Raw genomic sequence first — 26618 nt, 5'->3', positions numbered from 1 at the left:
CGAAAGGGGTCGCATCATGCGGCCCCTTTTTCGTTGTGAACACGCCAACCTGGTCATATAAATTGACCAATCCAACAAGGCGGACCAAATGCCATTCGAACCAGTTCAACAAGAAAAACTATCGCACGGCGTCATACGCCAGATCGAAGGGCTCATTCTGCGCGGCATTCTACGCCCCGGTGAACGGCTCCCTTCTGAGCGCGAACTGAGCGAACGTATGGGCGTGTCACGGCCATCACTACGAGAGGCCCTTGCTGACTTACAGGAGCGGGGCCTGCTGACCTCTAAGGCAGGTGCCGGTGTCTATGTCGCTGATGTGCTCGGGTCCGCATTTGCCCCTGCCCTTGTGAAACTATTCGCGACGCATGTTGATGCTGTCTTCGACTACATCGCCTTTCGGCGCGATATGGAAGGGCTGGCCGCTGAACGTGCCGCACGGTTGGCAAGCGACACCGACCTAGAGGTGATCAACACCATTTTTCAGAAAATGGAAGCCGCCCATGAAAAACGAAACCCCGCTGACGAGGCATATCTCGACGCGGATTTTCATCTGTCGATTATCGAAGCAAGTCACAACATCATCATGCTGCACATGATGCGTTCGATGTACGAACTGCTGCGCGAAGGCGTTTTCTATAATCGGTCCATCATGTTCAAACAACGGACCACCCGCGACACGTTGCTGGACCAACACCGTGCGATCAATGATGCGCTGCAAGCCCGTGACCCTGCCGGTGCCCGTGCCGCAGTCGAAGCGCATTTGAACTTTGTCGAGGCATCTTTGTCGGATCAACAAAAGTCGGACCGAAACGAAACCTTCGCCCAAAAACGGCTAGACCAAGAAGTATCCCGTTAGCGCTTTGCGCCGATCAACTGCACCCAAAGCCAAATACTGACAAGGGTTTGGATCATAATCCCAATCAGCGCATAGTGGTGCACGACACCAAGCATCTGGCTTGAATAGATCATAAAGTCCCAAGCCGCGTGCCATATAATCAGCGGCCATAAGTTGCCAAGCTTCAGGGCGATTGGGGCTAAGAATACGCCAACGAGAAATGCAAATGCGGCGTGCTGCAAGGTCGCCAACGCAGGTTGCCCGGTAAAAACATTTACGCAGTGCATCAATGAAAACAGTGATGCGCTTAACAACATGGCTTGAAACGCGGGCAGCCGGGCTAATGCTGCACGCAGCAATATACCGCGAAACATAATTTCTTCGGTCAAGCCAACCAACAACGGCACAACAACCAACAGCCCGACCGTCGAAACAGGTAGTGAAAAATCATTACCTGCGGTCACCGTATTTATGACGACAAAGCCCATGACAAGCACCAATGCAACGACTGGCAGCAGCCACAACAATGCACCCCAGTTCAAACTACGAAATCCGATCGTGTGCCAATCAGTGTAGCGTTTTACGTACAAATAGCAAAAAAACAGCAAGATTATTTGCAACGAAAGCGTCCGCCACATGACAGAAACAGTATCAAGAGGCGTGGCAAATACCCGAAATACGAAAACAGTCGCGACACCAACAATGCCGATATAGATCAATGCGGCCAATACGGCGCGACCAAGGTTGGTCATATATTCGTTTTCATAATCGGCATAAGGCGACTGTTGCGACAGCCCAACAGTGTGTCAACGAAAAAGCCCGGATGCTTGGCTGCATCCGGGCTTTAAAATAGTGCGATGTGGTGTTCCACAAATGGACTAGTGCAGCTTGTCACCAACCGTAGCGATTGCGTCGTCGATCAATGAACCAGCGGATTTTGCGTCCATCTGGTTAGAAATCACATCTTTTGCAGCGCCGACAGCAACAACAATTGCTTGGTCGCGCACATCTTTGACAGCGGCAGCTTGTGCACTCGCGATCTGCTCTTCAGCAGCGGCCAGACGGCGCGTGATCGAAGTGGCGATTTCTTCCTTAGCTGTGGCAGCAGCTTTGGTTGCTTCGTCCTTCGCAGATGCAACAATCCGTTCAGCTTGCGCTTGAACTTCTTTTTGCTTGCGCTCGTAAGAAGCCAGCAAAGACTGTGCTTCCTCACGCAATGCCTTGGCTTCGTCCAGTTCAGATTTAATGCTGACTGCACGTTTATCAAGCATGTCACCGATGGCCTTTGGGACCTTCATGTACAGCATAATACCGACAAGGATCAGGAACGCGAGAAGAACAACAAAGTCTGTGTTCTTTAGCGAAAAGAAAGGACCGCTTGCTGCGAATGCAGGTGAAGCGCTCAGGGCGAAGAGTGCGGTGAAAATCAAACGCATGACTTAGCCTTTCATCCGTGCCGTCACCGCAGCGGTGATGGTTTTTGCGTCAGCCTTGCCACCCATCGCAGCAACCAATTCTTTGGCTGTCGCTTTGGCAACGTCGGTGACGGATTTAACAGCGCCATCGCGAATTTCGGCAATTGCCGCTTCGCTTTCGGCTGTCTTAGCAGCGATCTGTTCGTCAGCTTTCGCAAGCTCAACATCTAGGTCTGCCTGAATTTCTGCTTTGGCTTCAGCAACGATCTGCTGGGCCTGTGCACGTGCATCAACAAGCGCCTTGTCATACGCAGCTTCTGCTTCAGATGCTTTATTCTTTAGCTCTTCTGCAGCGGCAAGGTCGTTTGTGATTGTGCCGGAACGCTCTGCCAGAACCGCAGCGATGCGGGGCAGTGCGATGCGTGACATCACAAAGAATGTCGCGGCAAGTGCGACAAGAAGCCAGAATATCTGGTGTGGAATCCATTCACCGCAAAGCTGCGGCATACCGATGGCACCGCCGTGCGAGTCCAAGCATGCGCTTGCTACGGTTTCGTGTGTTTCTGTTGCCATCGTGGCCCCCGAATACCTTGTGATTTTACTGGTTAGCGCAGATTACCGCACCAACCAGACGTAAGGATAACGGCTTGTACTTAAGCGAACTTCAGCAGAAGCGCGACGAGGAACGAGAAGATCCCCAGAGCTTCGGCGAATGCTAGGCCGATAAACAGTGTCGCTGTCTGCGAAGCAGCAGCTGATGGGTTGCGCAGTGCGCCTGCCAGGTAGTTACCAGCAACGTTACCAACGCCGATGGCTGCAATGCCTGAACCGATTGCTGCCAGACCGGCACCGATGCTTGCGATATCGCCTTCCATGAGAATTCTCCTTACGATTGGAAGTTTAGTAAAGGGTGGAATTGCCCACCCTTGTGGTGATTAGTGTGCGGGGTGAAGCGCGTCTTTTAGATAGACACACGTCAAGATCGTGAAAACATAAGCCTGAATACCAGCCACCAAGATCTCAAGACCGTAGATAGCGACGATACCAAGGATCGCTGCGGGGCTAGCCAATGTCAGCGCGGCAAAGCCTGCGAAAACTTTGATCACAACGTGACCAGCAGTGATGTTACCAGCCAAACGAATGGACAGGCTGACCGGGCGCACGAAGTAAGAGATAACTTCGATGATCGCGATAATTGGGCGCAAAAAGCCCGGCGCGTCTTTCATCCAGAACAGACCTAGGAACGCAGCGCCATGCTTAACAAATCCAAGAACAGTGATTGCGATAAAGACACCGAAACCAAGAACCGCAGTAATCGCAATCATAGATGTCGGGCTATAAGACATTGGCAGTAGCGCCAGATAGTTCGCAAATAACACGAACACGAAGAGAGTCATGATGTATGGGAAGTATTTGACAGCATCTTTGCCAGTGACGTCTTCAATCATCTTGTAAACGAAGCCGTACATCAGCTCGCCTACGGATTGGATACGTGATGGTACGATGCCGCGACCGCGGCTACCCAAAACGAACACGCCGATGACGCAAAGAACCAGAATGGCCAGCCATAGGGTCAGATTTGATGGGGTGTACCAATGCACCGCGCCGTCGCCGAACAGCGACTTTGGAATGAATTGATCCAACGGATGAAAAACCAGACCACCTTCGGAAGCTGCTTCTGTCTCAGTCGCCACTTGCGTCACCCTCTTCTTCCGCAGCACTTTGCTGCTTCAATTGCACTTCTTTGGCGGATCGCATCATGGTGAGAACACCAGCCGCGAGGCCAAACAATATGAACAGCACCAGAAAAATCGGCATGGTCCCAAACAAGGTATCCAGCCCGTATCCGATGCCAAAGCCGATCGCGAGACCGGCAACTAGCTCTATCACCATCCGCCAAGCAAGTTGCGCTTGGGAATAATGTTCTTCTGAGTGGTCCTTGTCTGGCTCAGGCGTTTTTAACGCTGCGATCTTCGCTTCTAATGCCTTTAGGCGGTCAGCGTCGTGCGGGTCAGACATGTATTTGGTCCCCTCGGAAGGTTGGGCATGGTTTAGGTTCCACCTCGCTCAGAGTCAAGCAAACGTGAAGTATATGTAATACACTGTATTTTAACGAAAATATTACGGTCACATTTTCAAATTCAGCGCATAAACCCGCAAGCTTAGCGGAATATGACATTCAACCATTTCGTTAACTATCCCGAGGTCGACCGCAACAGTGCACTTTGATCAAGCAACCAATCCCGAAATAATCGCGCTGGCCCGCGCCGCATTACGCCTTCGCCCGCGACAAGATGATAGCTGCCCATTCGGAACCCGATGTCTGAACACTGAACAAGGCGGCCCGCATTGACGTCACCCTCTGTCACGTCTGCCGAGGTAAGCAAGACACCCTGCCCGGCTAAAGCTGCGGCATATGACAACACCGACCGAAGCCGCCAATCGGATTGCGCCACATGCGATAGATCACAGCCGCAGACTGCTGCCCACTTGGCCCAAGTGTCCTCGTACCGGTCGCGTAACAGTGGGAGCTTTAACAAATCTGCCGGCGATAAGGGGTCCGGGACCAATGACGGCGCTGCGAATGGATAGAGCGGCGCATTACTAATAAGTAGCCCATCATCGCTTGGCGGGCCTGCGTGGTAAAACCGGATCGCCACGTCGACCTCGTACCGGGCGATATCCGCAAGCATGGTGCTTGCCTCCAGCCGAAGCTCGATATCTGGGTATTTTTGATAGAAGTCATTCAAGCGGGGAATCAGCCAATTAGCAGCGAAGAGCGGCTCTGCATCTACGGTTACTTGCCCTGCAGGTCGCTGCGCGAATACCTCAGACGCTTCGGCAATACGATCAAATGCAGGGCTAAGCGCCGCCAAATAACGCGCACCTGCCTGCGTTAACGCCACCCCACGCGGAAGGTCGCGAAACAACTGCGCACCAATCCGGTCTTCTAGCCCGCGCACGTGACGGCTAATGGCGGAATGACTGACGCCCAGTTCATTCGCGGCACGCGAAAAGCTCTCGTGACGGCCTGCGGCTTCGAACGCGCGCAACGCATTTAACGATGGTAATGATCTTGCCATGACAAATCGTGACTTTTTCACACATATAATGTCAAGAAATTCACTTTGATATCACAGGTTACATTCTGGCATCATAATTCACGATACACCCCGAAAGATAGACAATGTTATTGAAATCAATGCCTATATGCGTGGGCATATGGCGTCGGTTTATCGATGTCCTGCGCCCGAACTCCGCGAAATGCCCGATGCATATCAGTGATCATATCGCACGCGATGTTGGAATGACGCCCGCTGAACTGGAACGTCATCGTTTTGTCTGGCCTTCAGATTCGAAAGATCGCCCCTTGTTATGAAACGCTGGCCTGCCTGCGATATCATTGTTAGGACGTCAGCCTATGACGCAAAAGCTCGACATCATATTTTCTGCCCTAGCCGACCCGACACGCCGCGCGATCCTTGCGATGTTGTTAGAGGACGACATGGCTGTCACCGACGTCGCTGAACCATTCGAAGTATCGCTGGCCGCAATTTCCAAACACTTAGGTGTCCTGACAACGGCCGGGCTCATCAGTCAGGAAAAACGCGGCCGCGTGAAATGGTGTAAGCTTGAACCAGACGCAATGCGCGAAGCATCAGTTTGGATGCAAGCCTTTGGACAGATGGATGCCATCGACCTAGACGCATTCGAAGCATTCCTCGCCACGCAACTGAAATAGCGACTAATCCCGCAGCAGCATTACCAAAGCGACAACCGTCAATATCAGCCCAAGCAATACCATTGCCGGCGGCGCAGTTCCCCCCAGTGCAATATCCCATACGATCACCCAAGATGGTGTTAGGTAAGTATAAGCCATCACCTTTGAACTTGGCAGGCGCAATGCAGCGAACTGCAATAGCGTAAAGGTGGTCGCGCTTGCGATAACGGCTGTATAAACGATTGTGATCCATACGATATTCGGTAGATGCGCCCAATCAGTCGTGACTAGATCGTTCCAGCCAACGAACGTAAGAATAATTGCGCCCGCAACCAGCGTACCAAAAGTAAACACGAGCGTTGGTTCGCCCCGGTTCAGCTTGCGCACAAGCGGCGTATAGGCGGCGTGGGCGACGCAGCCCCAGAAATATATGACTTCACCCGCACCAATCTGAAACCGTAGAATGGCTGGAATATCGGCACGGAAAATCACCCAAATGGCGCCCAGTGCACCGATGCCGAGGGCGAGCGCCATGCGCCCAGTCAACACTTGACGCAAAAGCAGCCAGCCGAACGCTGCGCTTAGGATCGGGGTCAATGTGAATACCGCCGCCGCACTGACTGGCGCTGCGGTTTTCAGGCCTTCAAACATCAAAACGAAATAGGTTGTAAAGAACCCGGCCAGCACAAGATAACGCCACGGTGCCTGCGCAGCAGATCGTGGGATACCAGTCGTTACCATTGCTGCGGTACCGATAATTGCACAGGCAATCCAAAACCGAACTGAGTTCAGCGCCAATGGGGTAATTTCATTTGCGGCCAGCGCACCAAGCGAGAAAGACCCGGCAATCAACACCGAAAACGAAAGCATCGCGAGATGCCCAGCATGTGAAGGCTTCATTAGCAGCTCATGCCTTTTACTTCGTCTTTCAAGAATCGCAGGAATGCCTGCACCTTGGTCGTGCGGTGCAGATCAACATGGGTCACCAACCATAGGGCTGATTCCCATTCTTCTTGTGGGGGGATCACTTCGGTCAGGCCAAGATCTCGTTTCAGCAAATGGCTTTGAACAAAACCAATGCCCGCCCCGGTCAACACTGCGTCGCGCATGTGGCGGTTTTCACTTGCCAGATAGACGATACGATTGCTTGGAATGTTATCGCGCATCCATTTAGCAAAGGGGGCCCGACTATTATCGTCGTCATGTCCGACAAAGATATGGTCTTTGAATTCCTCAATACCCTTCGGGATACCGTATTTTTCGACATAAGGAGCCGAAGCAACAAGCGCCATGCGCTGTGACATAAACGGCTGAACGACATTGTCGGGTTCTTCGGGCATACGCCCTGCCCGAACGGCAACATGTGCCTCACCATATTCCAAACGGAAAACACGGTCGCCGGTCCGATAACGGACGCGCACCTCTGGGTGGTTTGCTTGGAAACGGGTCAAGATCGGGGTCAGCAAGTCCGACACCATCTCAAGCGATGTGACGACCAGATCGCCGGACACGCCCTCGCCCTGCCCTTTGATGCGGCCAGCCAACTGCGTGAATTGATCATCCGTTGCTTGGGCGACCTGCAACAGGTCCTGCCCCGCCTCGGTCGCCGTGTAACCGCGTGCATGCCGCTGAAACAGCTTAACCCCCAATCGGGTCTCTAACGCATCAATATGGCGAATGACTGTGGCATGATGAACCCCAAGAGCGTCCGCTGCGCCGCTCACTGTTCCTTTACGGGCCACTTGATACGCAGTGCGAATTTCGTCCCAGTTATCCATGTGCCGCCCCTGTGCGTTTATTAACAGCTAAGATAGAAAAAGGGGCGGTATGTTCAAGACCGCAAAGCTAATTCTCTGGAAATTAACGGAATTAGCACCCATATTACACCAATGAAGATCGCGAATAAGACGCCAGAGCAGCTAATTGTACAAAACGTGCCGTGGGCAGCTGGCCTCACGATTTGTGCTGCAATTGTCGCCTTGGTCGGCTGGGCGCTTCATAACTTCACCAATGGCGATACCTTTGCAGGCGTGATGCTAACATTGATAGCGATAGCGGTCGGCGTCATTTTTTGCGCGGCGGTAAAGCGGATCGACGTTCTATTTGACCGTAGCCGAAATCTGTTTGAAATCAGGCGAAGCACTGTCTTTGGGCGCACGCGTGTTCGCCACGAGCTTGCGAATGTGGCACGCGCAGAGGTTCAGACATATTCCTCCCCTCGCGAACCCAATAAAAAATTTCAACACGTGGCAGTGATACTGGATGGTGGAATGGACGAAGGTACGCATCCCCTGACGGCTTCATACGAAAACGGTCGCATCGCGGAACGTAGAGCAAATGACGTTGCCAAAGCCATTAACGACTGGCTAGCGCAGGATGTTGACTCAGACGCCATGCGAGCGTAAACGCGACCCAACACCCGGATAGCACCAGCTTTCCGGTCCCCGAAATCTAGGGGATCGCCCTCCGTCAGCGCGTTGCGCCCACGGGGGCGCTACTGCTTTACGCCGAGCGTTCCTATATACGCAAGGCAACCGAAACGACGCGAGGGGCCAAGGCCTATGTTTGAGAATCTATCCGACCGCCTTTCAGGCGTCTTTGACAAGCTCACCAAACAGGGTGCGCTATCTGACGACGACGTCAAAACCGCGCTACGCGAAGTCCGCGTGGCATTGCTTGAGGCTGACGTCTCGCTGCCGGTGGCGCGTGATTTCATCAAGGCCGTTCAGGATAAAGCAACAGGTCAGGCCGTTACTAAGTCGATCACACCCGGCCAACAGGTCGTTAAGATCGTTCATGACGAACTGCAGCATATCCTAACCGGTGACGAAGACCCAGGCGCGCTGAAAATCGACAACCCGCCTGCCCCGATCCTGATGGTCGGCCTGCAAGGTTCCGGTAAGACAACAACAACTGCGAAACTAGCTAAGCGTTTGAAAGAACGTGAAGGCAAGCGCGTGTTGATGGCGTCACTCGACGTGAACCGCCCAGCGGCGATGGAGCAGCTGCAAATCCTTGGTGGTCAGATTGGCGTGGACACGCTGCCAATCGTCAAAGGCGAAGATCCGGTTGCGATTGCAAAACGCGCCAAGACACAAGCCGGCCTTGGTGGTTATGACGTCTATATGCTCGATACTGCGGGCCGGTTGCATATTGACCAAGAACTGATCGCGCAGGCAGCGGCGGTGCGTGACGCCGTTAGCCCACGCGAGACACTGCTGGTCGTCGACGGCCTGACAGGTCAAGACGCGGTCAACGTCGCCCAAGAATTTGACGACAAAATCGGCGTTTCTGGCGTCGTCCTGACACGTATGGACGGTGACGGTCGCGGTGGTGCGGCGCTTTCGATGCGTGCGATCACTGGCAAACCGATCCGCTTTGTCGGTGTCGGTGAAAAGCTAGACGCGATTGAAACCTTTGAGCCTGACCGGATCGCTGGTCGTATCCTTGGCATGGGTGACATCGTTGCGCTCGTCGAAAAAGCCCAAGAAACCATCGAGGCTGAACAAGCCGAACGCATGATGAAGCGGTTCCAAAAGGGCCGTTTCAACATGAACGACCTGAAAATGCAGCTCGAGCAGATGCTCAAGATGGGCGGCATGGAAGGTATGATGGGCATGATGCCGGGCGCTGCCAAAATGGGTAAACAGATGGCCGCTGCTGGCATGGATGATAGCATCCTGAAACGCCAAATTGCGCTGATCAATTCCATGACGAAAAAGGAACGGGCGAACCCTGACCTACTGGCCGCATCACGCAAAAAGCGGATCGCCAAAGGTGCCGGTCTTGAAGTGTCTGAACTGAACAAGCTGGTCAAACAGCATCGTCAGATGGCTGACATGATGAAGAAGATGGGCAAAGGCGGCATGCTGAAACAAGCCATGAAAGGCATGTTCGGCAAAGGCGGCGGTATGCCAGCTGGAATGCCCGACATGAACGACCCAAAAGCCATGGAAGAAGCGGCTAAAGCCCTGCAAGGCAAAATGCCCGGTGGTCTGCCCGGTCTTGGCGGCGGCATGGGCCTGCCACCCGGTCTGTCTGGTTTCGGGAAGAAAAAGTAACCAATGACTCCCGCTCCCACCCTTTGCACAGCACGTCTGGTCCTTCGCGGCCCAGAAAAGCGCGACCTAGCGGCATTCACCGCTTGGGCAACGCGTTCTGCGCGGATGGAAACAGTGGGTGGCGCGGTAAGTGAACGTGACGCTTGGCGTGGTTTTATCGCAGGCATTGGGCACTGGAATTGGCATGGCTACGGTTTCTTTACCGTGACTGAAAAAGAGACTGGCGTGGCGACTGGCCGCGTTGGTGTCCTGAACCACATCGAATGGCCGCAGCCCGAAATGGCGTGGCATATGTTTGACGGGTTCGAAGGCAAATCCTACGCGTTCGAGGCCGCTTGCGCTGTGCGCGAATGGGCTGGCCGGACACTTGGGCTTGAACCGCTGATCTCGCTCATCGCACCCAGCAACACGCGTTCGCTTTCTTTGGCAACGCGCCTTGGGGCGACCGAAGAACGCCGCGACGTGATCGATGGTGAAAACGTGATCGTCATGCGGCATCTTGCCCACGACAACCCACGCGCCACCGCCCAAGCAGCAGGGGCAATTTCATGATCCCTGTGTTGCAAACTGAACGGCTAACTCTACGCGCACCCGAATGGCGCGACTTTGATGACTATGCCGAATTTCGGGGCTCTGACCGCACAAAACTGCTTGGCGGGCCGTTTACCCGGGCGCAGGCTTTTACCCAGCTTGCAGAAATCGCAGGGCATTGGGTCTTGCGCGGTTTCGGGCGTTGGATCGTTGCAGATCGCGAAACGGATTTGGCATTGGGTGTCGTTGGGCTTTACTACCCCGAAGGCTGGCCAGAACCGGAAATCGCATGGTCTCTTTTCGAAAACGGCGAAGGACGCGGCATCGCCCATGAGGCAGCACTTGCCGCCCGCAACTACGCCTACCAAACTCTTGGCTGGACCACTGCGATCAGCTTGATCGATCCGACCAATAGCCGCTCTGTCGCCCTTGCCAAACGCATGGGCTGCACCGATGGCGAAACCTACCATCACGAAACGCTAGGCAAAATGTACATCTGGCGGCATCCATCCCCTGATGCGGTGGACGCCAACACTACATTTAACCATGATCCCAGCAAAGGAACGTCCCATGTCTGACGCTATTACCCGCGCCGCCGAGGTGCTTAAAGGCCACCGCGATAGCATCGACCGATTGGACGCGATCCTTGTTTATACATTGGGCGAGCGGTTCAAGCACACCCAAGCCGTCGGCAAACTCAAAGCCGAACACGACCTTCCACCGTCCGATCCTGCGCGCGAAGAGCAGCAGATTGCACGGTTGACCGAACTTGCAAGCCAGGCCGATCTAGATCCTGAGTTTGCCAAGAAATTCCTGAACTTCATCATTCAGGAAGTAATCCAACACCACAAACAACACCAATCGTAGGGTGGATTTCAATCCACCACACCCCTGCCATTTATAGGAGAATACACCATGGCTATGAAAATTCGTCTCGCACGCGGCGGTTCTAAAAAACGCCCTCACTACGCAATCGTTGCTGCTGACAGCCGCATGCCACGTGATGGCCGTTTCATCGAAAAGCTGGGCACATATAACCCAATGTTGCCAAAAGACAGCGAAGACCGCGTGAAAATGGACATCGAGCGCGTGAAATACTGGTTGGGCGAAGGCGCACAGCCGACTGACCGTGTTTCCCGTATGCTCGAAGCCGCAGGCGAGCTGCCTAAGAAAGACCGCAGCAACCCGAAAAAAGGTACACCAGGCAAAGCTGCTCAGGCACGTGCTGAAGAAAAAGCAGAAAAAGCGAAAGCTGCTGAAGAAGCTGCAAACGCACCTGCAGAAGAAGCTGCTGCTTCTGAAGAGTAAATTACTCACCGTTGCCCGGCCACTGCGCCGGGCAACACCCCATCCCTTTAGGGAACTTCCATGTTTCGTTTGCTACGCCTTGTGATTTTCACAGCATTTGCTTTCATTGCAGGTATTCTGACTGAACGCAGTAATGCACAGGCAAATTGCGAAGACAGCAACGGACAGTGGACCAAACAAATGTGTGTAAGATCGGATATCCCAAATGACTGACCGCGTAATTGTTGGCACGCTTGGCGGCTCTTTTGGCGTCAAAGGCGAAGTCCGCCTCAAGTCGTTTTGCGCGGATCCCGCAGCAATTGCCGATTACACCCCGCTTTACACCGAAGACGGTCGCAAATTTGGCCAGATCGTTCTGACAGGTCAGCTGAAGAACGGCTTTACCGCCCATGTTGATGGCATCACCACCAAAGAAGAAGCCGACGCGCTACGCAACATCAGCCTTTACGCTGACCGCGACGTGATGCCGTCCCTGCCTGATGACGAATATTACTATGCCGATCTGATCGGGCTAAAGGTGCTTGATACTGGTGGCGCCACTCTTGGCACCGTTAAGAACGTCATGGACCACGGCGCAGGCGATCTGCTTGAGGTTATTGTGCCCGGCCAATCCGAAACCGTCCTACTGCCTTTCACTAAGGCCGCCGTGCCAACTGTTGATCTTTCGTCTGGCCGCGTGATCGCTGATCCGCCAGAGGGTCTATTTATCCAACCGGATCAAGATACTGCTGAATAAGCGCGCGTAGCTTTTCCCGACGTCCGGCGTTGCGCGCGTAGCGCAATAACGATCGATACAAATACCAACCAAAAAAATAGCGCAGCGTGCTACCATATTCGGTACGCGGCAATCCTGCCGATTGCGCAAATGCATCGACCTGCACTGGGCAAATGCCCCATGCCCCAACTGTATCTTTAGATTTCAGCGCGACATGCAGCATGAAATGCGCAAGCTCGCGCGCCAAAGGTACCTTTGCGCCGGTGCCAGTATCAAACCCATAAAGCACGCCAGTATCATATCGAAAATTATGCGGCGCAAAATCACCGTGGCCCGCAACACGAGCGATCTCAAAACCTTTCAACGCACGTGTTTGTACAGCAAGGGCATCTTTCAGAGTATCCGCCAGCGCAAGGTCACCTCCATCAAGCCCATTACATGGGATATCCGCCAACTTCTTATGCCAATGCATCGGCGATAGGTGCCCGATCTCGCGGCGTGATCCCACAAATACGCGATGCCAACGACCTGCCTGTGACAACAACGCGGGATCGTCTGCTTCGAAAAACGGAACACCGGGCACGACCGATACGATCATAAAACCACATTCAGGATCAGTCGCTATAAGCTGGTTAATCTGGCAATCACCTTTGCGCATTGCTGCGCCAACCCGCTCTAGTTCCAGCTGCACCTTCGTGACAACGTCCACCGCATTAGGACGCGCAATATGTCTGAGGATGACTGAACGACCTTGGAACTCCCCAGCGAAAACCGCTGTGTGTAATTTAGCGCTCAGCAATGCACCGCGCGCGACCTGCGTCATCAACGGACTATCCACAGCCACGGCATCCCATCGCGCAATCGCGGCTTCGCGATCTGCCGCATGATCTAGGATTCTATCGAAATCAATGCTCATCCATCTACTCCGACGGTTATGTTGCCCCTTTCGCAGCACAGTGTCATCCCCTAGAACCACCGCATGTCAGAACAAATACCACCAAAGCCCGCCGGCAAAGCCGCAGGACGCATTTCCATCCGGCCCACGCTGAAACCACGCGAGCTGATGACCGACACGCCTGAACTTGCCGGGTCATGGACCGCGCAAATTTTGACCCTATTCCCGCAAGCTTTTCCGGGCGTATTGGGTGAAAGCCTGACGGGTAAAGCCCTGCAAGATGGGCGTTGGCAGATGCAGACCTATGATCTGCGCGAATACGGGATCGGAAAACATCGCAACGTCGATGACACCCCTGCTGGTGGTGGCGCTGGCATGGTTCTACGTGCTGACGTGCTAGAAGCAGCGATCAAAGACGCCCGCGCTGGGGCGCGGGGCATAATGCCAATGGTTTATCTGTCACCACGCGGACAGCGGTTTGATCAGGCCATGGCCCGTAACTGGGCGCGCGCGGATGGTGTCACCATGCTCTGTGGTCGGTTTGAAGGCGTGGACGAGCGGATATTGCAGCACTTTGGTATCCAAGAAGTGTCGCTTGGTGATTTCGTCATGACAGGCGGTGAAATTGCAGCCCAAGCGATGATCGACGCCACTGTCCGCCTTTTGCCTGGTGTTTTGGGCAACGCTGAAAGCGCGGTCGAAGAAAGCCATTCCAACGGGCTGTTAGAGCATCCGCAATACACAAAACCCGCCGAATGGCAGGGGCACGCGATCCCTGAAGTACTGCTATCCGGCAACCACGCCAAAATCGCAGAATGGCGACGTGAAATGTCGGAAAAGATCACGCAAGAGCGGCGGCCTGATTTGTGGAAGAAGTATGGAAAGAAGAGTCAATCAAACTAGATACTTACGCGGCGGGCATTGAGCCTGAGCGTTCGGTTTCATCAGTTGTTTGAAATCAAATATACTTCAGTTCAAACTGATGCTACATTTCTAAAATGAATTTACTTGAGAAATTTACAAAATTTGAAGTAGCAACATATCTCGTAGTTGCGGTATTTCTTGCCTCACTCTACTTGATTTCTCAGATCGCACCTGAGCAATCGAGTTTGTGGCAAGAAATATCTGCGCCAGATAGTCAACTTGCGACATCACTCTCCATCGGCGTACCTGCACTGCTCCTTACCTCAACGATGACCGCTTTTTGCCTGAGACCGCCTTCACGATTGGCGGCGCGCATTCAACCTCCAATCAGAATAATCTCGGACACTGCCATGTCGAGATTTGCATTTGTGCTTTTTTGGATCGCGGTTGCTGGCTTTGGGGTAATTCGGATCGTGATAATTCCCGGCTTAGGCTAGCGAACAACAGAGGAATCACACTTGGACCTTAGATAGCTTCCGTTCACTAAAACCGGCAAAAAGTAGATCACCCACGCGCCCTGCCCCCTTGATCACGCCCCAACATCGGCCTATACGCAGCCATTCCCGGTCGGCTTGCTGATTCCGGGTGTTGGTTTATGGAACCATCTGGGTTTTGAGCGGGTCTGCGTTGATCCTTACTCACCAGTGACGCCGGACAACCACAACAAAGAATGATGACGCATCTCTTGCGGGCGCAACTGCGGACCCGGTAACGACAAAGAGCTCTGAGCCACGCAAACAAACATTGCGGATAACCGCAAGTATATCAAAGGAGCCGTCAGATGGATCTGATTGCACAACTCGAAGCGGAGCAGGTTGCTGCGCTGGGGAAAGAAATCCCCGATTTTAAAGCGGGTGACACCATCCGCGTTGGTTACAAAGTAACCGAAGGCACACGTACTCGTGTGCAGAACTACGAAGGCGTATGCATCGCTCGTAAGAACGGCAAAGGCATTGCTGGCTCGTTCACTGTTCGCAAGATTTCCTTTGGTGAAGGCGTGGAACGTGTGTTCCCACTGCATTCAACAAACATCGAAAGCATCACCGTGGTGCGCCGTGGTCGCGTACGTCGCGCGAAACTGTACTACCTGCGCACCCGTCGCGGTAAGTCCGCACGTATCGCAGAAGTCACCAACTACAAAGCGCCTAAGGGCGCCGAAGCGTAAGGATTGATGTCATGAAAAAAGATATCCACCCAGATTATCACTTCATCGACGTGAAAATGACCGATGGCACAGTGGTTCAGATGAAATCCACATGGGGCAAAGAAGGCGACCAAATGGCGCTGGACATCGACCCATCTGTACACCCAGCATGGAACGGCGGATCAACCCGTCTGATGGATGCTGGCGGTCGTGTTTCTAAGTTCAAAAACAAATACGCTGGTCTGGGCTTCTAAGACCGCTGGTGGATCAAGATCCACCCTACGTAATAAAAACGCCGCTCATGAGAATGGGCGGCGTTTTTTTGTTTGCGGTACTATAAATCGACGACGTGACAACAGCTTTTGTTTGCGATCGTCACCGCATTTATTTAGCGACGATCACGCCGAAGCTGCTGAAAACTAACAGACAGCTTTGCCGAAGCACTACTGGCATGAAGCCTCCTAGAATCCCCCTCATTGCGCCGTACCCAACAATTCATCACGCATTCCATATCAGCGTATGTCGATTTTTTCGTCAGCGTGTGAAACTTTCTAAGACGGCGCAACGTGACTTAGGTGATCTGGCGGACATGGTGTTCATCAGTATGCAAGTGGAGATACCTATGAGAACGATGATTTCAGCCGTTGCCCTAACCCTTACAGCGACGGGTGTGTTTGCCGCGGGACACGCACCATCACCCGCCGTTGAAGCAACCAACCAATCAGTTGAGAACGGTGTCGTCAGTGCCGATACGGTCGTGGCCGCAGAAAATGGCTGGATGGTGGTACATCGTACTGATGCAGAAATGAAGCCAGGTCCAGTGGTTGGCTATGCTCCTCTCCGGATGGGGGACAACATGGATGTTGCGGCGATTCTCACCGAGGAAATCGCGCCCGGTGAAATGTTGATGCTTATGGTGCATTCGGAAGCAGGTGGTATGGTAACAGGTGGTTTTGAGTACACGCTCGGAGCAAAAGAAGACGGTCCCATCCGTGTGGATGGCGAGCTTGTCATGACAGTCATCACTGCCGAATAGTCTTGAAGACGGTCTCGTTACGAGTATTTTATTTTGTTCCTTAGCAAGAGACCAACGACAAGGCATCGCACGCAACTTAATTCGAATTGCGGGCGATGCAGCATTAATAAACCTAAATGCCTATTCAAATGATGGTGCAAACTTATGTTTCGGCTGAATATTTCTGCGAACCATCCATCAAACATGAGACGACACCGTGATTGTTCCGTCGCTACCTTCATCGGGCGATGCCGTCGACTACAATAGAACCACCGAATTCAAAGCAACATCGACGGCAATACCGCGTTTAACAGGTAAAATTGCCAGCCATTAAAAAGAGGCGATGTAGGATACAGTACGCCGCTCCCCCAAGGCTCCCATGACAATATCCTTTTACACAGATAGTAAAGAGCCAGAACCATCTATAAATCGGGTCATGTCCCCCAATTCTGAACAATGAGCACCGCGACATGCACCACCCACTTAGCAGCCTGATTGATCAAATCGTCCAGAACGCGGAAAAGCGTGGTGATTTTGATAATTTACCTGGTGCAGGTAAGCCGCTGACGGGGTTGGATGATCCGCAGAATGCCGTGCTAAATCGGATCATGACCGAAGCAGATGCAAAGTCGCCTGTTGTGATCTTGCGCCAGCAGATCCTTGCGTCGCAAGAACGACTCACATCACTGACGGATGAAACTTCGCGTAAGGATGAGATGCTGGTGTTGTCCGAGCTTCACACAAAACTGGCCATTGAGATGGAAGCGTTTCGTAAATACGGATAGGCACCGCCCCGGATCATACCCGAGGCGGCGTATTTTACTTATGCAGACGCAGCTGCGCGCGAACGACCACCGCCGCCACCGCGACGACGCCCGCCGCCGGGTTTGCCACCGCCACTGGGCTTACCTCCGCCGGGCTTGCCGCCAGACGCGTGACGGCCACCACCGCCTCCACGACGACCGCCGCCACCGCCACCGTTGGGGCGTTTTTTCTGACCGGGTTTGATTTCCCACGGACGCCCAGAGGCGACAGGAATTGTTTCCTTCATCACCTTTTCGATGTCCTGCAATTCGATCATTTCGTCAGGAGCGACCAGCGCAACGGCGCAGCCTTCGGCGCCAGCACGCGCCGTCCGGCCAATCCGGTGAACATAGTTGTCTGCAACGTTTGGCATATCGTAGTTGTACACGTGACGCACATCGGGAATATCGATCCCGCGCGCGGCCACATCTGTTGCGACCAGAACGCGGACCTTACCGGCCTTAAACGCCGTGATCGCACGATCACGTTGGCCTTGGCTTTTGTTGCCGTGGATAGACGCCGCAGCAAAGCCTTTGTTTTCCAGCACTTTATACAGCTTCTCACAGCCATGTTTCGTGCGACCGAACACCAGTGCCAGCTCATCGCGGTGCTTATCAAGCAGTTCGATCAGCAAGTCAGTCTTGGCAGCTTGGGCCACAAAGTGCACCGATTGCGCGATCTTTTTCGCAGCCTGCCCTGGAGGGTTCACTTGAACGCGTACTGCGTCCTTAAGGTATGTGGATGCCAATTCCGCCATCAGCTTTGGCATCGTTGCCGAGAACATCATTGTTTGGCGATCCTTGGCCAACAACGGTGCGATCTGACGCAACGCATGGATAAAGCCCATGTCGAGCATTTGGTCGGCTTCGTCCAATACCAGATAAATTGTTTCGTCCAAACGCACGGCGCGACGATCGATCAAATCAATCAAACGGCCCGGCGTCGCAACCAATAGGTCAACACCGCCTGCTAGACGTTTCGATTGTGCAGAAATCCCGGCACCACCAACCACAAGCGCCACTTTCAGGTGGCTACCTTTGGTATAAGCAGTCAGGTTTTCAGAAATCTGTTTGGCCAACTCGCGTGTTGGCGCAAGGATCAGACCGCGTGCTGTTTTCGGGCTTGGTTTAACGCCAGCCTTCATCAGTGCGTTGATCATCGGCAGACCAAAGGCAGCGGTTTTACCAGTACCAGTTTGGGCAAGCCCCATCACGTCGCGGCCATTCATGGCGTGCGGGATGGCTTGGGTTTGAATTGGGGTGGGATCGGTGATCCCTTGTTCTTTCAGAACGTTCACAAGGCGGGGCGCGAGCCCCAGCATATCAAAATCCATTTATTGGATATCCTGTCTATTTAGCAGGCGATCAGGCCTGCGCATACGGTAAGGCTCACGGCACAGCGCCATGAACCCAAAGCAAGGTTGCGCCATATGCTGACAGCCAGAACCGCATTGTCCGGGCGCCGATTTGGCGCGGGACCCCTGCGTGATGTGGGAACCTGAGAGTTAAGCGATGCCTTGCGATTGACCTTCGGTCACGCTCTGCTCACGCGGCAGCTTGCATCGGTTGGGTTGCACATGCGCCTTTCCGAACAAATTGTCAAGGTGACAGCTACGTCACTCTGCCGGGTGTATCGTCAGTGGCACGCAAATGCGAAATAAACGCAGTATCGACGGGCCGATCACTTCCCCTTGGGGGCACCACACCATATAGTGTGCCAAAGCACATTCTGTAGGGATAGATTGCGTGGCACATATCATTGTTGTGGGTAACGAAAAAGGCGGCGCGGGCAAGTCGACCGTATCAATGCATGTCGCGACAGCGCTTGCACGGATGGGACATCGGGTTGGGACACTTGACCTTGACCTACGGCAAAAGACGCTTGGGCGCTATATCGTAAATCGCGCGAACTTTCTTGCGGAAAAAGGGCTCGACCTTCCCTCGCCCAGCTATCATGAGCTTCCTGAGATCGATCAGACAAGCCTAAAGCCCGGCGAAAACGCCTTTGATCACCGCCTTTCGATGGCCGTGTCAGAGATGGAAGCCGACAACGACTTTATCCTGATCGACTGCCCTGGCTCGCACACCCGGCTTAGCCAAGTCGCACACAGCCTTGCCGACACGCTGATTACGCCGTTGAACGATAGCTTTATCGATTTTGATCTGCTCGCTCATGTCGATAGCGACGGCGAAGAAATCACCGGCCCATCTGTTTATTCAGAAATGGTCTGGAACGCGCGGCAATTGCGGGCGCAGGCAGGACTGAAACCGATTGACTGGGTTGTTGTCCGCAACCGGATGGGTGCGCAGGCGATGGTCAACAAAGAAAAGATGCAGCGCGCGATCACGAAACTGGCCAAGCGCGTCGGTTTCCGGACCGCCCCGGGCTTTAACGAGCGAGTGATTTTCCGCGAACTGTTCCCACGTGGCCTGACCCTGTTGGACCTGCGTGACATTGGCGTCAAAGGCATGAACATTTCTAATGTTGCCGCCCGCCAAGAACTACGCGAACTTATCAAGTCGCTTGAACTGCCGGGCGTGACACCTAATTTTTAACCAGTTGATGCGACCCCCTTTCGCGACGTAGCTTAGCAGCCTAAGCATGTCGCGAAAGCAAAGAGGAGCCATCATGCGGGATTTGTTGTCGTTGGAACGTTACAGTACGTTCTTGTTTGTTACGGTTATGGCGGTTGTCACCCTGCTATTATCCTTCTGGTATACTTGGGTGATCTTTCCATTCTTTGCGTTCGCAATTCTGACAATTGTCGGAATCCGCGACATGCGGCAAACCCGTCATTCGATTCTGCGCAACTACCCGGTTTTGGGTCATCTGCGTTTCCTGTTTGAGGCAATCCGCCCCGAAATTCGCCAATACCTGATTGAGAACGATCAAGACGAACAGCCGTTCAGCCGCGAACAGCGTTCGTTGGTGTATCAGCGTGCAAAAGGTGCCGAAGATAAGCGCCCGTTTGGTACCCAAGAAAAAGTGTACGAGGCCGGTTATTCGTGGCTCACGCACTCGGTTCAACCGGTCCATTTCTCGGACACCGATTTTCGCGTTATGATCGGCGGTCCAGACTGCAAGAAGCCCTACAGCGCGTCGCTTTACAACATCTCAGCGATGAGCTTTGGATCGTTATCTGCAAATGCGATCAAGGCCCTGAACACAGGTGCCAAACTTGGTGGATTTGCTCAAGACACGGGCGAAGGAGGCATCAGCCGCTATCACCGCGAACCGGGCGGCGACCTGATCTATGAAATTGGGTCGGGCTATTTTGGGTGTCGCAATGATGATGGCACATTCAGCCCCGAAAAATTCGCAGAGCAAGCCGCAGACGATCAGGTCAAGATGATCGAACTAAAACTTAGCCAAGGCGCTAAGCCCGGTCATGGTGGGATGCTACCTGCGTCAAAGATTACGGAAGAAATTGCAGAGGCACGCCATATTCCAATGGGTGTGGATTGCGTTTCACCCGCTGCCCACAGCGCGTTTTCCTCACCACGACAGCTGATGCGTTTCATCGCGCAACTGCGTGATCTGTCGGGCGGTAAACCCGTTGGTTTCAAGCTATGCATTGGCCACCGCCGTGAATTCATGTGCATGGTCAAGGCAATGCTGGAAACGGGGGTCATCCCCGATTTCATCGTGGTCGATGGGACCGAAGGCGGCACAGGTGCAGCGCCGCTGGAATTCGCAAACCACGTCGGGATGCCAATGATCGAAGGTCTGACATTTGTGCACAATACGCTGCGGGGCGCTGGCATCCGTGACCACGTAAAAGTCGGTGCCGCCGGTAAACTGGTCAGTGCCTTTGATATTGCTCGCGCGCTGTCATTAGGCGCAGATTGGTGCAACTCGGCGCGTGGATACATGTTCTCGATCGGTTGCATTCAGGCCCAAGCCTGCCACACGAACCACTGCCCTGTGGGCGTCGCGACCCAAGATCCACTGCGCCAAAAGGCACTGAACGTCGAAAACAAAAGCCAACGGGTCGCGCGGTTCCATGCGAACACGCTTAAGGCGCTTGGCGAAATCGCCGGCGCTGCAGGGCTGAACGACCCCAGTGGTTTCCTACCCTATCACTTTATGACGCGTCGTGGTGACGGGCAGATGACCGAAGCCAACGATGTCTACAACTATCTACCGATTGGCTTCTTGCTTGAAGATGGCGACGAACACATCGTCTATAAAGAACGCTGGGCACGGGCATCAGCCGACAGCTTTGCCCCGCCAGAAGCCCGCACATAGGCTTACTCGGTAGTTTCTTCCTGCCGTGGCGGGGTTTGTCCCAGCACACGCATAAACAGGCTGACACGCGGTTCTGCACTGGTAACAGTGCGGGACCGATTTCGTAGAACTGGTGTGTTCTGTGACGTCCCTTTGCTTTCGCGCAACACGATATAAAGGCCGCTTGCGATGATAATCGTCGCACCTACACCCGTGAACAAATCCATCGTTTCGTCAAAGAACAGCATCCCGAAAATCGTGGCCCAAATGATCTGGCTGTACTGCATCGGCGCGATGATTGCGGCCTCGCCCGCCTGATAAGCAAGAATAACCAGAAAGCTAGCGATCCATGCAAACAAGGCGATCACACCCAGCATTCCCAGATGCGTAATCGGCATCGGCTCATAAACGAACGGTAGCGCGCAGCCCATCAGTACAAAGTTAGCAACCATCGGATAGATCAGCATCACGACAGGGCGCTCCTCTGATCCAATTTTACGCACGACAATCGATGCAATCGCACCGCACACCGCAGATGCAAGTGCTGCAAGATGACCACCAGTCAGCGGGGTCTGCCCCGGTCGCAACACGACCATAACGCCAACAAGGCCAACCAAAACCGCAATCCAGCGGCGCAATCGCACGGTTTCACCCAAGACCGGGATCGCAAGCACAGTGATTAAAAGCGGCGTCGCAAACAAGATCGCATAAACCTGCGCCAGCGGCAGCACAGAGAACGCATAGAACGCCGCAACACCTGTCACTGTTGCTGCCGCCGTACGCAAAGCCATCCACCAAGGGTGCACAGGCACCAATGTACCCGGCTTTGCGTCACGCATCAGCATAACAGTGGCTAGTGGGAAGCTTAGCAAAACGCTAAAGAACACGATCTGAAACGGCGAATACGTCGCGCCCAAAATCTTGATGATCACATCATGCGTGGCAAAGACAGCAAAAGCAGTCAAAGCAAACATAGCGCCTTTTGCGTTGGGTGACATATCCGGTCTTTCGTTGATTTAGCTACATACTGACAAAAAACGATAGCCCGCAGGTGTCAAGATCAACGGCCAATTTAAAGACACTGATCAGGCACCCACGGGCATCATGATGTTTCTGGATCGCACCCTAGGCAGGATGCGATAAAAATTTGTTTACAGTGACGCGTCCAGCGCAGCCAAAATGACATCACCCATTTCTGTTGTGGACAGTGGTGTGCCGCCTTCTGGCCCCATCAGGTCGCCAGTACGTGCGCCGTCTGCCAGAACCGCCTCGATAGCCGCCTCAAGGCGGTCAGCCTCTCCGCCCATGTCGAACGAATAGCGCAGCGCCATTGCGAACGATAAAATGCACGCGATTGGGTTGGCTTTGCCTTGGCCCGTGATGTCAGGCGCAGAGCCGTGTACCGGTTCGTACATTGCTTTCGGACGACCATTTTCCATTGGCACGCCAAGGCTGGCTGATGGCAACATGCCCAGAGAACCAGTCAACATCGCCGCACAATCCGACAGGATGTCGCCGAACAGGTTGTCTGTGTAGATCACATCGAACTGCTTTGGCGCACGCACCAACTGCATCGCACCGTTGTCGGCGTACATATGGGACAGTTCTACCTCTGGGTAATCCGCATGCACTTCGGTGACAACATCGCGCCACAAAATGCCGGATTCCATTACGTTTGCTTTTTCCATGGAACACAGACGCTTGTCGCGCTTCATCGCCAGTTCAAACGCTGCACGTGCACCACGTTCGATCTCGGCTTCTGTGTAACGCTGGGTGTTGATGCCCACGCGCATGTTATCTTCCATGTGAATACCGCGTGGTTCACCGAAATAAACACCTGAGGTAAGTTCACGGACGATCATGATATCCAGACCGGCAACCAATTCTTTCTTCAAAGAAGAGAAATCTGCAAGCGCGTCAAAACACTGCGCAGGACGCAGGTTTGCGAACAGGTCCATTTCTTTGCGAAGACGCAGCAGGCCACGCTCCGGCTTTACGCTGAAATCCAGATCATCGTACTTTGGGCCGCCAACAGCGCCCAGCAGTACGGCGTCTACTTCTTGGGCTTTTGCCATCGTGTCGTCATGCAATGGAACGCCGTGCTTGTCATAGGCCGCGCCACCAACAAGGTCTTCGGACACGTCAAAAGAAACGCCACGCTTATCGCCGAACCAGCCAATAATCCGCTTTACCTCGTCCATGACTTCGGGGCCGATGCCGTCACCGGCGAGGATCAAAAGGGAGGGGTTTGCCATATGTCTGGTCCTTGGTTGAAAATGTTGTCAACGGCCTAGCCTGCCAAGGCCAAAGGTTCAAGATACCAAGGGGCGCAGACCGTCCTCAAGCATATCCCAAACGCGCCGAATACGTGGGGTTTGGCGCATTGCCTCGTGTGCTGTTAGCCAAATGGGTAACGATGGCAGCGGAAAGCCTAACTTCACCCGTTCGACCGCTGGATCATTGTCCCCCACTACGGCCTGTGCAAAACCGATACCACAGCCTGCGCGCACCAATTCCCAATAGGTTACGTGATGATCGCAGCGTGTTTTAAAAAACTCAGGACCTACATTGATCCCGGCCGCGCGAAAACCGTCGATAATCATCTGGCTTCGATCGTAGCCAACAAAATCATGGGTCATCATTTCGTCTAAGGTCCGCGGCATTCCCCGCCGTTTCAAATAGGACCCAGCCGCGTATGTCCCTAATTCAAGATCACCCAAGTGTTTCGTTACCAAATCGAGCTGCGTCGGCCGGTACATCCGCACCGCAATGTCAGCCTCGCGGTAAAGCAAGTTTTGACTGTCGTCGGTTGGCACAAGTTCAATTTCGATCTCGGGCTCTTCGGTGCGAATACGGGCAATGATCGCAGGCATATGATCCGCCGCGACAGCAACACTGGCCGAAATACGCACAGCACCTGCTAGGCTGGCCTGCTGCCCAGCGGCCGTCAACGCAATCTGCTGCATCGCGTCGCGCATTGTCCGGGCTGGCGCAACCAACTCTGCACCTGTCTGCGTCAAGGTAAACCCGCGCGGTTGGCGGTGAAACAAATCCGCCTTTAACTGTGTCTCCAAGGTTCTAATCTGGCGTCCTAGCGTGGGCTGGCTTGCCCCCAAAGCGCGCGCTGCGGCAGATAGGCTGCCCCCCTCGGCCACCGCAAGAAACGCCTGCACGAGCGACCAATCTAAATCTGACAGACGAATATCCATTCAAAAATGAATACATGACCTGCACATTCAGGCAATTCATTTTCACATACGAACAGATCACCTTTGAACCACAACCAAAGGAGATCACAATGACCAAAACAGTTCTTATCCTCGGCGCCGCGGGAAAAATCGGCAGTCACGCGGCGGTTGCCTTTAAACAGGCAGGCTGGTCCGTTCGCCACTTCAACAGAAAAACTGACGACATGACACGTGTCGCAATGGGTGCCGATGTCATCATCAACGGGCTAAATCCTCCGCTTTACCATGACTGGAAAACCCTCATCCCGCAGATTACGGCACAGGTGATCGACGCTGCCAAGGCCAGTGGTGCGACTGTCATTCTACCTGCAAGCATCTATAATTTCGGCAATCAGCCCGGCACATTTGATGAAAACACCTTACAAACTCCAAACACTAGGAAAGGCAAGATCAGGGTGACAATGGAGCAGACTTATGCGTCATCGGGGGTGCAGGTCATTATGCTACGTGCGGGAAACTTCATTGACCCCAACGGTAACGGCGATTTCATGAGCGTGGGTAGTCTGCGTCGCATCCGCAAGCGCCAATTGGTCAATGTCGGCAACCCGAAGGCCATGCAGGCATATTGCTATACCCCAGATTGGGCGCGCGCGGCCCTGATGTTGGCGGAGCGTCGACATGAACTTAGTCAATTTAACGATATTCCGTTTCCCGGCCATGCGTTCACGAATGAGACGCTCAAACACTGTCTGGAAAACCATCTTGGTTATCACCTCAAGTACACTTCGTTTCCTTGGTGGGCGATGCGGCTTTTTTCCCCGATTTGGGAACTGGGTCGCGAAATGTCGGAAATGCGCTACCTTTATTCAATGCCACACACGATTTCCGCCGCCAAATTCAACCGGATTTTACCCGACTTCCAACCGACCGATTTGAAAACCGTGATGTTGGCTGGGTTACCGACTGATATCTACCCAAACAAGCCGGTGCGGTCCGACGGCCATACTGTCATCACTCTGTGATGGCTGCTCAGGTGCCGGGCGCATTACCTGAGCACCTGTCACCACCCAATCTTGTGAAGGTAACACATAGCTAACGCGCAATTCACCAAGTTCAGGCAGGTGAGGCCAATAAGCTGTAGCGATCCCCGGCAGTGGGTCTTGCAAACGTGGATCGCCAAGAAATTCGCCCATCGCCACCCGCATGCCGTCGCCCGCCTGCGGGTCTAGGTTTGCGTTCCCTATGATCACGAAGCTATCTGGCGCCTGACCGAACGCGCCGTCCAGCACCGCAGTCCAAAGCATTAGCTCATCGCGATTACGCAGCCCATTGCGATCCTCTGGGCCATCAAAAACGGGCGGGGTCGCTGAATATGCCATCAAGTGAAGGTCATTATTAGGCAATGCAATCGGAACCATCCAATGGTTCGTCGACGAAAGTCGCTGTACCGCAGCCGCTTCTGGCTCCATCGGAGGCAAAACGGCCCCAGGAACGTCCTGCCACAGCAAATCGGAAAGATCCGTCACATCTCCAAATGGAAATCGCGAAAGTATCGCCATACCGCCGTCGCCAGAGAACTCTCCGTATCCCTGCGCATCTCTGGCTTCGCCCAATCGACCATTCCCGTCAATATCCAGCCCTGTTGGCACGCCTGCATTGGGCTGCGCGGAATAAATATAGGGATAGGGGCCGTCTAAGATTTGGGAAAAGCTTTTCAACGCAAAACCATTCAAATCATAGTCGAAATCCGTCAGCAGTAAGACATCAGGTGAAGCGTCATTAATCACCGCAACAATGGCAGAAATTTCATCATCATTATCCTTTTGCAGGTCCCG

32 protein-coding genes are annotated in these 26618 nt (G+C 53.7%); 17 read left to right on the top strand and 15 right to left on the bottom strand.

The annotated features are described in order from the left end of the window. Positions 1 to 88: 88 nt before the first annotated feature. Entirely contained in the window at positions 89 to 856 is a 768-nt protein-coding gene (locus CLV80_RS03165; protein WP_106354743.1) for a FadR/GntR family transcriptional regulator, read from the top strand. Here the strand turns inward: CLV80_RS03165 and CLV80_RS03160 are convergent. The 7 genes from CLV80_RS03160 to CLV80_RS03130 form a co-directional block, all read right to left on the bottom strand. Continuing rightward, positions 853 to 1587 carry a CPBP family intramembrane glutamic endopeptidase gene (locus tag CLV80_RS03160; RefSeq protein WP_106354741.1) on the bottom strand — a complete coding sequence of 245 codons (735 nt, stop codon included), beginning with the start codon at positions 1585 to 1587 and terminating at the stop codon, positions 853 to 855. The genes CLV80_RS03165 and CLV80_RS03160 overlap by 4 nt on opposite strands. A gap of 126 nt (positions 1588 to 1713) precedes the next feature. Next, positions 1714 to 2271 carry a F0F1 ATP synthase subunit B gene (locus CLV80_RS03155; protein WP_106354739.1) on the bottom strand — a complete coding sequence of 186 codons (558 nt, stop codon included), beginning with the start codon at positions 2269 to 2271 and terminating at the stop codon, positions 1714 to 1716. Between the two features lie 3 nt (positions 2272 to 2274). After that, the gene (locus CLV80_RS03150) at positions 2275 to 2823 is read right to left on the bottom strand and encodes a F0F1 ATP synthase subunit B' (RefSeq protein WP_106354737.1); all 549 of its coding nucleotides are present in this window, start codon (positions 2821 to 2823) and stop codon (positions 2275 to 2277) included. Between the two features lie 80 nt (positions 2824 to 2903). Continuing rightward, the gene (locus CLV80_RS03145) at positions 2904 to 3125 is read right to left on the bottom strand and encodes a F0F1 ATP synthase subunit C (protein WP_045996757.1); all 222 of its coding nucleotides are present in this window, start codon (positions 3123 to 3125) and stop codon (positions 2904 to 2906) included. A gap of 60 nt (positions 3126 to 3185) precedes the next feature. Beyond that, positions 3186 to 3944: a F0F1 ATP synthase subunit A gene (locus CLV80_RS03140; RefSeq protein ID WP_106354735.1), complete on the bottom strand. Its 759-nt coding sequence runs from the start codon at positions 3942 to 3944 to the stop codon at positions 3186 to 3188. Continuing rightward, a complete protein-coding gene (locus CLV80_RS03135) occupies positions 3934 to 4269 on the bottom strand; it encodes an AtpZ/AtpI family protein (protein WP_106354733.1) in 336 nt (111 codons plus the stop codon). The genes CLV80_RS03140 and CLV80_RS03135 overlap by 11 nt, the downstream gene beginning before the upstream one ends. A gap of 176 nt (positions 4270 to 4445) precedes the next feature. Further along, on the bottom strand, positions 4446 to 5333 hold the full coding sequence (locus CLV80_RS03130; RefSeq protein ID WP_106354731.1) for a LysR substrate-binding domain-containing protein: 888 nt from the start codon (positions 5331 to 5333) through the stop codon (positions 4446 to 4448). Between the two features lie 338 nt (positions 5334 to 5671). Between CLV80_RS03130 and CLV80_RS03125 the strand changes: the two genes are divergently transcribed. After that, the gene (locus CLV80_RS03125) at positions 5672 to 5992 is read left to right on the top strand and encodes an ArsR/SmtB family transcription factor (RefSeq protein ID WP_106354727.1); all 321 of its coding nucleotides are present in this window, start codon (positions 5672 to 5674) and stop codon (positions 5990 to 5992) included. A gap of 3 nt (positions 5993 to 5995) precedes the next feature. Here the strand turns inward: CLV80_RS03125 and CLV80_RS03120 are convergent, their stop codons facing one another. Further along, positions 5996 to 6871 (bottom strand): DMT family transporter, encoded by an 876-nt coding sequence (locus CLV80_RS03120; RefSeq protein ID WP_106354725.1) that lies wholly within the window; start codon positions 6869 to 6871, stop codon positions 5996 to 5998. Beyond that, a complete protein-coding gene (locus CLV80_RS03115) occupies positions 6871 to 7749 on the bottom strand; it encodes a LysR family transcriptional regulator (protein ID WP_106354723.1) in 879 nt (292 codons plus the stop codon). Before CLV80_RS03115 ends, CLV80_RS03120 begins: the two co-directional genes overlap by 1 nt. A gap of 111 nt (positions 7750 to 7860) precedes the next feature. On the opposite strand from CLV80_RS03115, the gene CLV80_RS03110 reads away from it, so the two are divergent. From CLV80_RS03110 to rimM, 7 genes are all read left to right on the top strand, one after another. Continuing rightward, entirely contained in the window at positions 7861 to 8376 is a 516-nt protein-coding gene (locus CLV80_RS03110; protein ID WP_106354721.1) for a hypothetical protein, read from the top strand. A 156-nt stretch (positions 8377 to 8532) separates the two neighbouring features. Beyond that, complete coding sequence (gene ffh / locus CLV80_RS03105) at positions 8533 to 10032, top strand: signal recognition particle protein (RefSeq protein ID WP_106354719.1); 1500 nt, start codon at positions 8533 to 8535, stop codon at positions 10030 to 10032. 3 nt (positions 10033 to 10035) lie between these two features. Continuing rightward, positions 10036 to 10584: a GNAT family N-acetyltransferase gene (locus tag CLV80_RS03100; protein WP_106354716.1), complete on the top strand. Its 549-nt coding sequence runs from the start codon at positions 10036 to 10038 to the stop codon at positions 10582 to 10584. Further along, positions 10581 to 11141 carry a GNAT family N-acetyltransferase gene (locus tag CLV80_RS03095; protein WP_106354714.1) on the top strand — a complete coding sequence of 187 codons (561 nt, stop codon included), beginning with the start codon at positions 10581 to 10583 and terminating at the stop codon, positions 11139 to 11141. Before CLV80_RS03100 ends, CLV80_RS03095 begins: the two co-directional genes overlap by 4 nt. Continuing rightward, positions 11134 to 11430 (top strand): chorismate mutase, encoded by a 297-nt coding sequence (locus tag CLV80_RS03090; RefSeq protein ID WP_106354712.1) that lies wholly within the window; start codon positions 11134 to 11136, stop codon positions 11428 to 11430. Before CLV80_RS03095 ends, CLV80_RS03090 begins: the two co-directional genes overlap by 8 nt. Positions 11431 to 11478: 48 nt before the next feature. Next, positions 11479 to 11871, top strand: coding sequence for a 30S ribosomal protein S16 (rpsP, locus tag CLV80_RS03085; RefSeq protein WP_204353921.1), 393 nt, complete (start codon positions 11479 to 11481; stop codon positions 11869 to 11871). Positions 11872 to 12076: 205 nt separating this feature from the next. Further along, a complete protein-coding gene (rimM, locus tag CLV80_RS03080) occupies positions 12077 to 12607 on the top strand; it encodes a ribosome maturation factor RimM (protein ID WP_106354710.1) in 531 nt (176 codons plus the stop codon). Here the strand turns inward: rimM and CLV80_RS03075 are convergent. Next, positions 12576 to 13502, bottom strand: coding sequence for a hypothetical protein (locus CLV80_RS03075; protein WP_106354708.1), 927 nt, complete (start codon positions 13500 to 13502; stop codon positions 12576 to 12578). The genes rimM and CLV80_RS03075 overlap by 32 nt on opposite strands. A 63-nt stretch (positions 13503 to 13565) precedes the next feature. On the opposite strand from CLV80_RS03075, the gene trmD reads away from it, so the two are divergent. The 5 genes from trmD to CLV80_RS03050 all read left to right on the top strand — a co-directional run bounded on the left by trmD (position 13566) and on the right by CLV80_RS03050 (position 17349). Beyond that, a complete protein-coding gene (gene trmD / locus CLV80_RS03070) occupies positions 13566 to 14384 on the top strand; it encodes a tRNA (guanosine(37)-N1)-methyltransferase TrmD (RefSeq protein ID WP_106354706.1) in 819 nt (272 codons plus the stop codon). Positions 14385 to 15186: 802 nt separating this feature from the next. After that, positions 15187 to 15570 (top strand): 50S ribosomal protein L19, encoded by a 384-nt coding sequence (rplS, locus tag CLV80_RS03065; RefSeq protein ID WP_106354704.1) that lies wholly within the window; start codon positions 15187 to 15189, stop codon positions 15568 to 15570. An 11-nt stretch (positions 15571 to 15581) separates the two neighbouring features. Then, a complete protein-coding gene (gene rpmE / locus CLV80_RS03060) occupies positions 15582 to 15803 on the top strand; it encodes a 50S ribosomal protein L31 (protein ID WP_090199856.1) in 222 nt (73 codons plus the stop codon). Between the two features lie 368 nt (positions 15804 to 16171). Next, positions 16172 to 16585, top strand: a complete 414-nt coding sequence (locus CLV80_RS03055; RefSeq protein ID WP_106354701.1) for a DUF7282 domain-containing protein — start codon at positions 16172 to 16174, stop codon at positions 16583 to 16585. A 449-nt stretch (positions 16586 to 17034) separates the two neighbouring features. After that, positions 17035 to 17349 carry a DnaJ family domain-containing protein gene (locus tag CLV80_RS03050; RefSeq protein ID WP_106354699.1) on the top strand — a complete coding sequence of 105 codons (315 nt, stop codon included), beginning with the start codon at positions 17035 to 17037 and terminating at the stop codon, positions 17347 to 17349. Positions 17350 to 17387: 38 nt separating this feature from the next. On the opposite strand, the gene CLV80_RS03045 is transcribed toward CLV80_RS03050, so the two are convergent. Then, positions 17388 to 18701, bottom strand: coding sequence for a DEAD/DEAH box helicase (locus CLV80_RS03045; protein WP_106354697.1), 1314 nt, complete (start codon positions 18699 to 18701; stop codon positions 17388 to 17390). A 412-nt stretch (positions 18702 to 19113) separates the two neighbouring features. On the opposite strand from CLV80_RS03045, the gene CLV80_RS03040 reads away from it, so the two are divergent. Then, complete coding sequence (locus CLV80_RS03040) at positions 19114 to 19923, top strand: division plane positioning ATPase MipZ (protein WP_106354695.1); 810 nt, start codon at positions 19114 to 19116, stop codon at positions 19921 to 19923. Positions 19924 to 19996: 73 nt separating this feature from the next. After that, the gene (locus CLV80_RS03035) at positions 19997 to 21616 is read left to right on the top strand and encodes an FMN-binding glutamate synthase family protein (RefSeq protein WP_106354693.1); all 1620 of its coding nucleotides are present in this window, start codon (positions 19997 to 19999) and stop codon (positions 21614 to 21616) included. A gap of 2 nt (positions 21617 to 21618) precedes the next feature. Here CLV80_RS03035 and CLV80_RS03030 read toward each other — a convergent pair whose 3' ends face one another. The 3 genes from CLV80_RS03030 to CLV80_RS03020 form a co-directional block, all read right to left on the bottom strand. Then, positions 21619 to 22593, bottom strand: coding sequence for a DMT family transporter (locus CLV80_RS03030; RefSeq protein WP_106354691.1), 975 nt, complete (start codon positions 22591 to 22593; stop codon positions 21619 to 21621). A gap of 153 nt (positions 22594 to 22746) precedes the next feature. Continuing rightward, positions 22747 to 23850 carry a 3-isopropylmalate dehydrogenase gene (leuB, locus tag CLV80_RS03025; RefSeq protein WP_106354689.1) on the bottom strand — a complete coding sequence of 368 codons (1104 nt, stop codon included), beginning with the start codon at positions 23848 to 23850 and terminating at the stop codon, positions 22747 to 22749. A 57-nt stretch (positions 23851 to 23907) separates the two neighbouring features. Beyond that, entirely contained in the window at positions 23908 to 24804 is an 897-nt protein-coding gene (locus CLV80_RS03020) for a LysR family transcriptional regulator (protein WP_106354687.1), read from the bottom strand. Positions 24805 to 24893: 89 nt separating this feature from the next. On the opposite strand from CLV80_RS03020, the gene CLV80_RS03015 reads away from it, so the two are divergent. Then, on the top strand, positions 24894 to 25805 hold the full coding sequence (locus tag CLV80_RS03015; protein WP_106355336.1) for a Rossmann-fold NAD(P)-binding domain-containing protein: 912 nt from the start codon (positions 24894 to 24896) through the stop codon (positions 25803 to 25805). Here CLV80_RS03015 and CLV80_RS03010 read toward each other — a convergent pair. Further along, entirely contained in the window at positions 25740 to 26612 is an 873-nt protein-coding gene (locus CLV80_RS03010) for an endonuclease/exonuclease/phosphatase family protein (protein ID WP_375342187.1), read from the bottom strand. The two genes, CLV80_RS03015 and CLV80_RS03010, sit on opposite strands and share 66 nt — an antisense overlap. Between the last annotated feature and the right edge of the window lie 6 nt (positions 26613 to 26618).

This window comes from Yoonia maritima, assembly GCF_003003285.1.
Lineage (GTDB): Bacteria > Pseudomonadota > Alphaproteobacteria > Rhodobacterales > Rhodobacteraceae > Yoonia > Yoonia maritima.
This window is presented reverse-complemented; position numbering and strand designations above follow the sequence as displayed.

Excerpts from the sequence above, each read along its gene's own strand:
- CLV80_RS03165 (WP_106354743.1), top strand. The coding sequence starts at position 89 with ATGCCATTCGAACCAGTTCAACAAGAAAAACTATCGCACGGCGTCATA.
- CLV80_RS03160 (WP_106354741.1), bottom strand. The coding sequence starts at position 1,587 with ATGACCAACCTTGGTCGCGCCGTATTGGCCGCATTGATCTATATCGGC.
- CLV80_RS03155 (WP_106354739.1), bottom strand. The coding sequence starts at position 2,271 with ATGCGTTTGATTTTCACCGCACTCTTCGCCCTGAGCGCTTCACCTGCA.
- CLV80_RS03150 (WP_106354737.1), bottom strand. The coding sequence starts at position 2,823 with ATGGCAACAGAAACACACGAAACCGTAGCAAGCGCATGCTTGGACTCG.
- CLV80_RS03145 (WP_045996757.1), bottom strand. The coding sequence starts at position 3,125 with ATGGAAGGCGATATCGCAAGCATCGGTGCCGGTCTGGCAGCAATCGGT.
- CLV80_RS03135 (WP_106354733.1), bottom strand. The coding sequence starts at position 4,269 with ATGTCTGACCCGCACGACGCTGACCGCCTAAAGGCATTAGAAGCGAAG.
- CLV80_RS03130 (WP_106354731.1), bottom strand. The coding sequence starts at position 5,333 with ATGGCAAGATCATTACCATCGTTAAATGCGTTGCGCGCGTTCGAAGCC.
- CLV80_RS03125 (WP_106354727.1), top strand. The coding sequence starts at position 5,672 with ATGACGCAAAAGCTCGACATCATATTTTCTGCCCTAGCCGACCCGACA.
- CLV80_RS03120 (WP_106354725.1), bottom strand. The coding sequence starts at position 6,871 with ATGAAGCCTTCACATGCTGGGCATCTCGCGATGCTTTCGTTTTCGGTG.
- CLV80_RS03115 (WP_106354723.1), bottom strand. The coding sequence starts at position 7,749 with ATGGATAACTGGGACGAAATTCGCACTGCGTATCAAGTGGCCCGTAAA.
- CLV80_RS03110 (WP_106354721.1), top strand. The coding sequence starts at position 7,861 with ATGAAGATCGCGAATAAGACGCCAGAGCAGCTAATTGTACAAAACGTG.
- ffh (WP_106354719.1), top strand. The coding sequence starts at position 8,533 with ATGTTTGAGAATCTATCCGACCGCCTTTCAGGCGTCTTTGACAAGCTC.
- CLV80_RS03100 (WP_106354716.1), top strand. The coding sequence starts at position 10,036 with ATGACTCCCGCTCCCACCCTTTGCACAGCACGTCTGGTCCTTCGCGGC.
- CLV80_RS03095 (WP_106354714.1), top strand. The coding sequence starts at position 10,581 with ATGATCCCTGTGTTGCAAACTGAACGGCTAACTCTACGCGCACCCGAA.
- CLV80_RS03090 (WP_106354712.1), top strand. The coding sequence starts at position 11,134 with ATGTCTGACGCTATTACCCGCGCCGCCGAGGTGCTTAAAGGCCACCGC.
- rpsP (WP_204353921.1), top strand. The coding sequence starts at position 11,479 with ATGGCTATGAAAATTCGTCTCGCACGCGGCGGTTCTAAAAAACGCCCT.
- rimM (WP_106354710.1), top strand. The coding sequence starts at position 12,077 with ATGACTGACCGCGTAATTGTTGGCACGCTTGGCGGCTCTTTTGGCGTC.
- CLV80_RS03075 (WP_106354708.1), bottom strand. The coding sequence starts at position 13,502 with ATGAGCATTGATTTCGATAGAATCCTAGATCATGCGGCAGATCGCGAA.
- trmD (WP_106354706.1), top strand. The coding sequence starts at position 13,566 with ATGTCAGAACAAATACCACCAAAGCCCGCCGGCAAAGCCGCAGGACGC.
- rplS (WP_106354704.1), top strand. The coding sequence starts at position 15,187 with ATGGATCTGATTGCACAACTCGAAGCGGAGCAGGTTGCTGCGCTGGGG.
- rpmE (WP_090199856.1), top strand. The coding sequence starts at position 15,582 with ATGAAAAAAGATATCCACCCAGATTATCACTTCATCGACGTGAAAATG.
- CLV80_RS03055 (WP_106354701.1), top strand. The coding sequence starts at position 16,172 with ATGAGAACGATGATTTCAGCCGTTGCCCTAACCCTTACAGCGACGGGT.
- CLV80_RS03050 (WP_106354699.1), top strand. The coding sequence starts at position 17,035 with ATGCACCACCCACTTAGCAGCCTGATTGATCAAATCGTCCAGAACGCG.
- CLV80_RS03045 (WP_106354697.1), bottom strand. The coding sequence starts at position 18,701 with ATGGATTTTGATATGCTGGGGCTCGCGCCCCGCCTTGTGAACGTTCTG.
- CLV80_RS03035 (WP_106354693.1), top strand. The coding sequence starts at position 19,997 with ATGCGGGATTTGTTGTCGTTGGAACGTTACAGTACGTTCTTGTTTGTT.
- CLV80_RS03030 (WP_106354691.1), bottom strand. The coding sequence starts at position 22,593 with ATGTCACCCAACGCAAAAGGCGCTATGTTTGCTTTGACTGCTTTTGCT.
- leuB (WP_106354689.1), bottom strand. The coding sequence starts at position 23,850 with ATGGCAAACCCCTCCCTTTTGATCCTCGCCGGTGACGGCATCGGCCCC.
- CLV80_RS03020 (WP_106354687.1), bottom strand. The coding sequence starts at position 24,804 with ATGGATATTCGTCTGTCAGATTTAGATTGGTCGCTCGTGCAGGCGTTT.
- CLV80_RS03015 (WP_106355336.1), top strand. The coding sequence starts at position 24,894 with ATGACCAAAACAGTTCTTATCCTCGGCGCCGCGGGAAAAATCGGCAGT.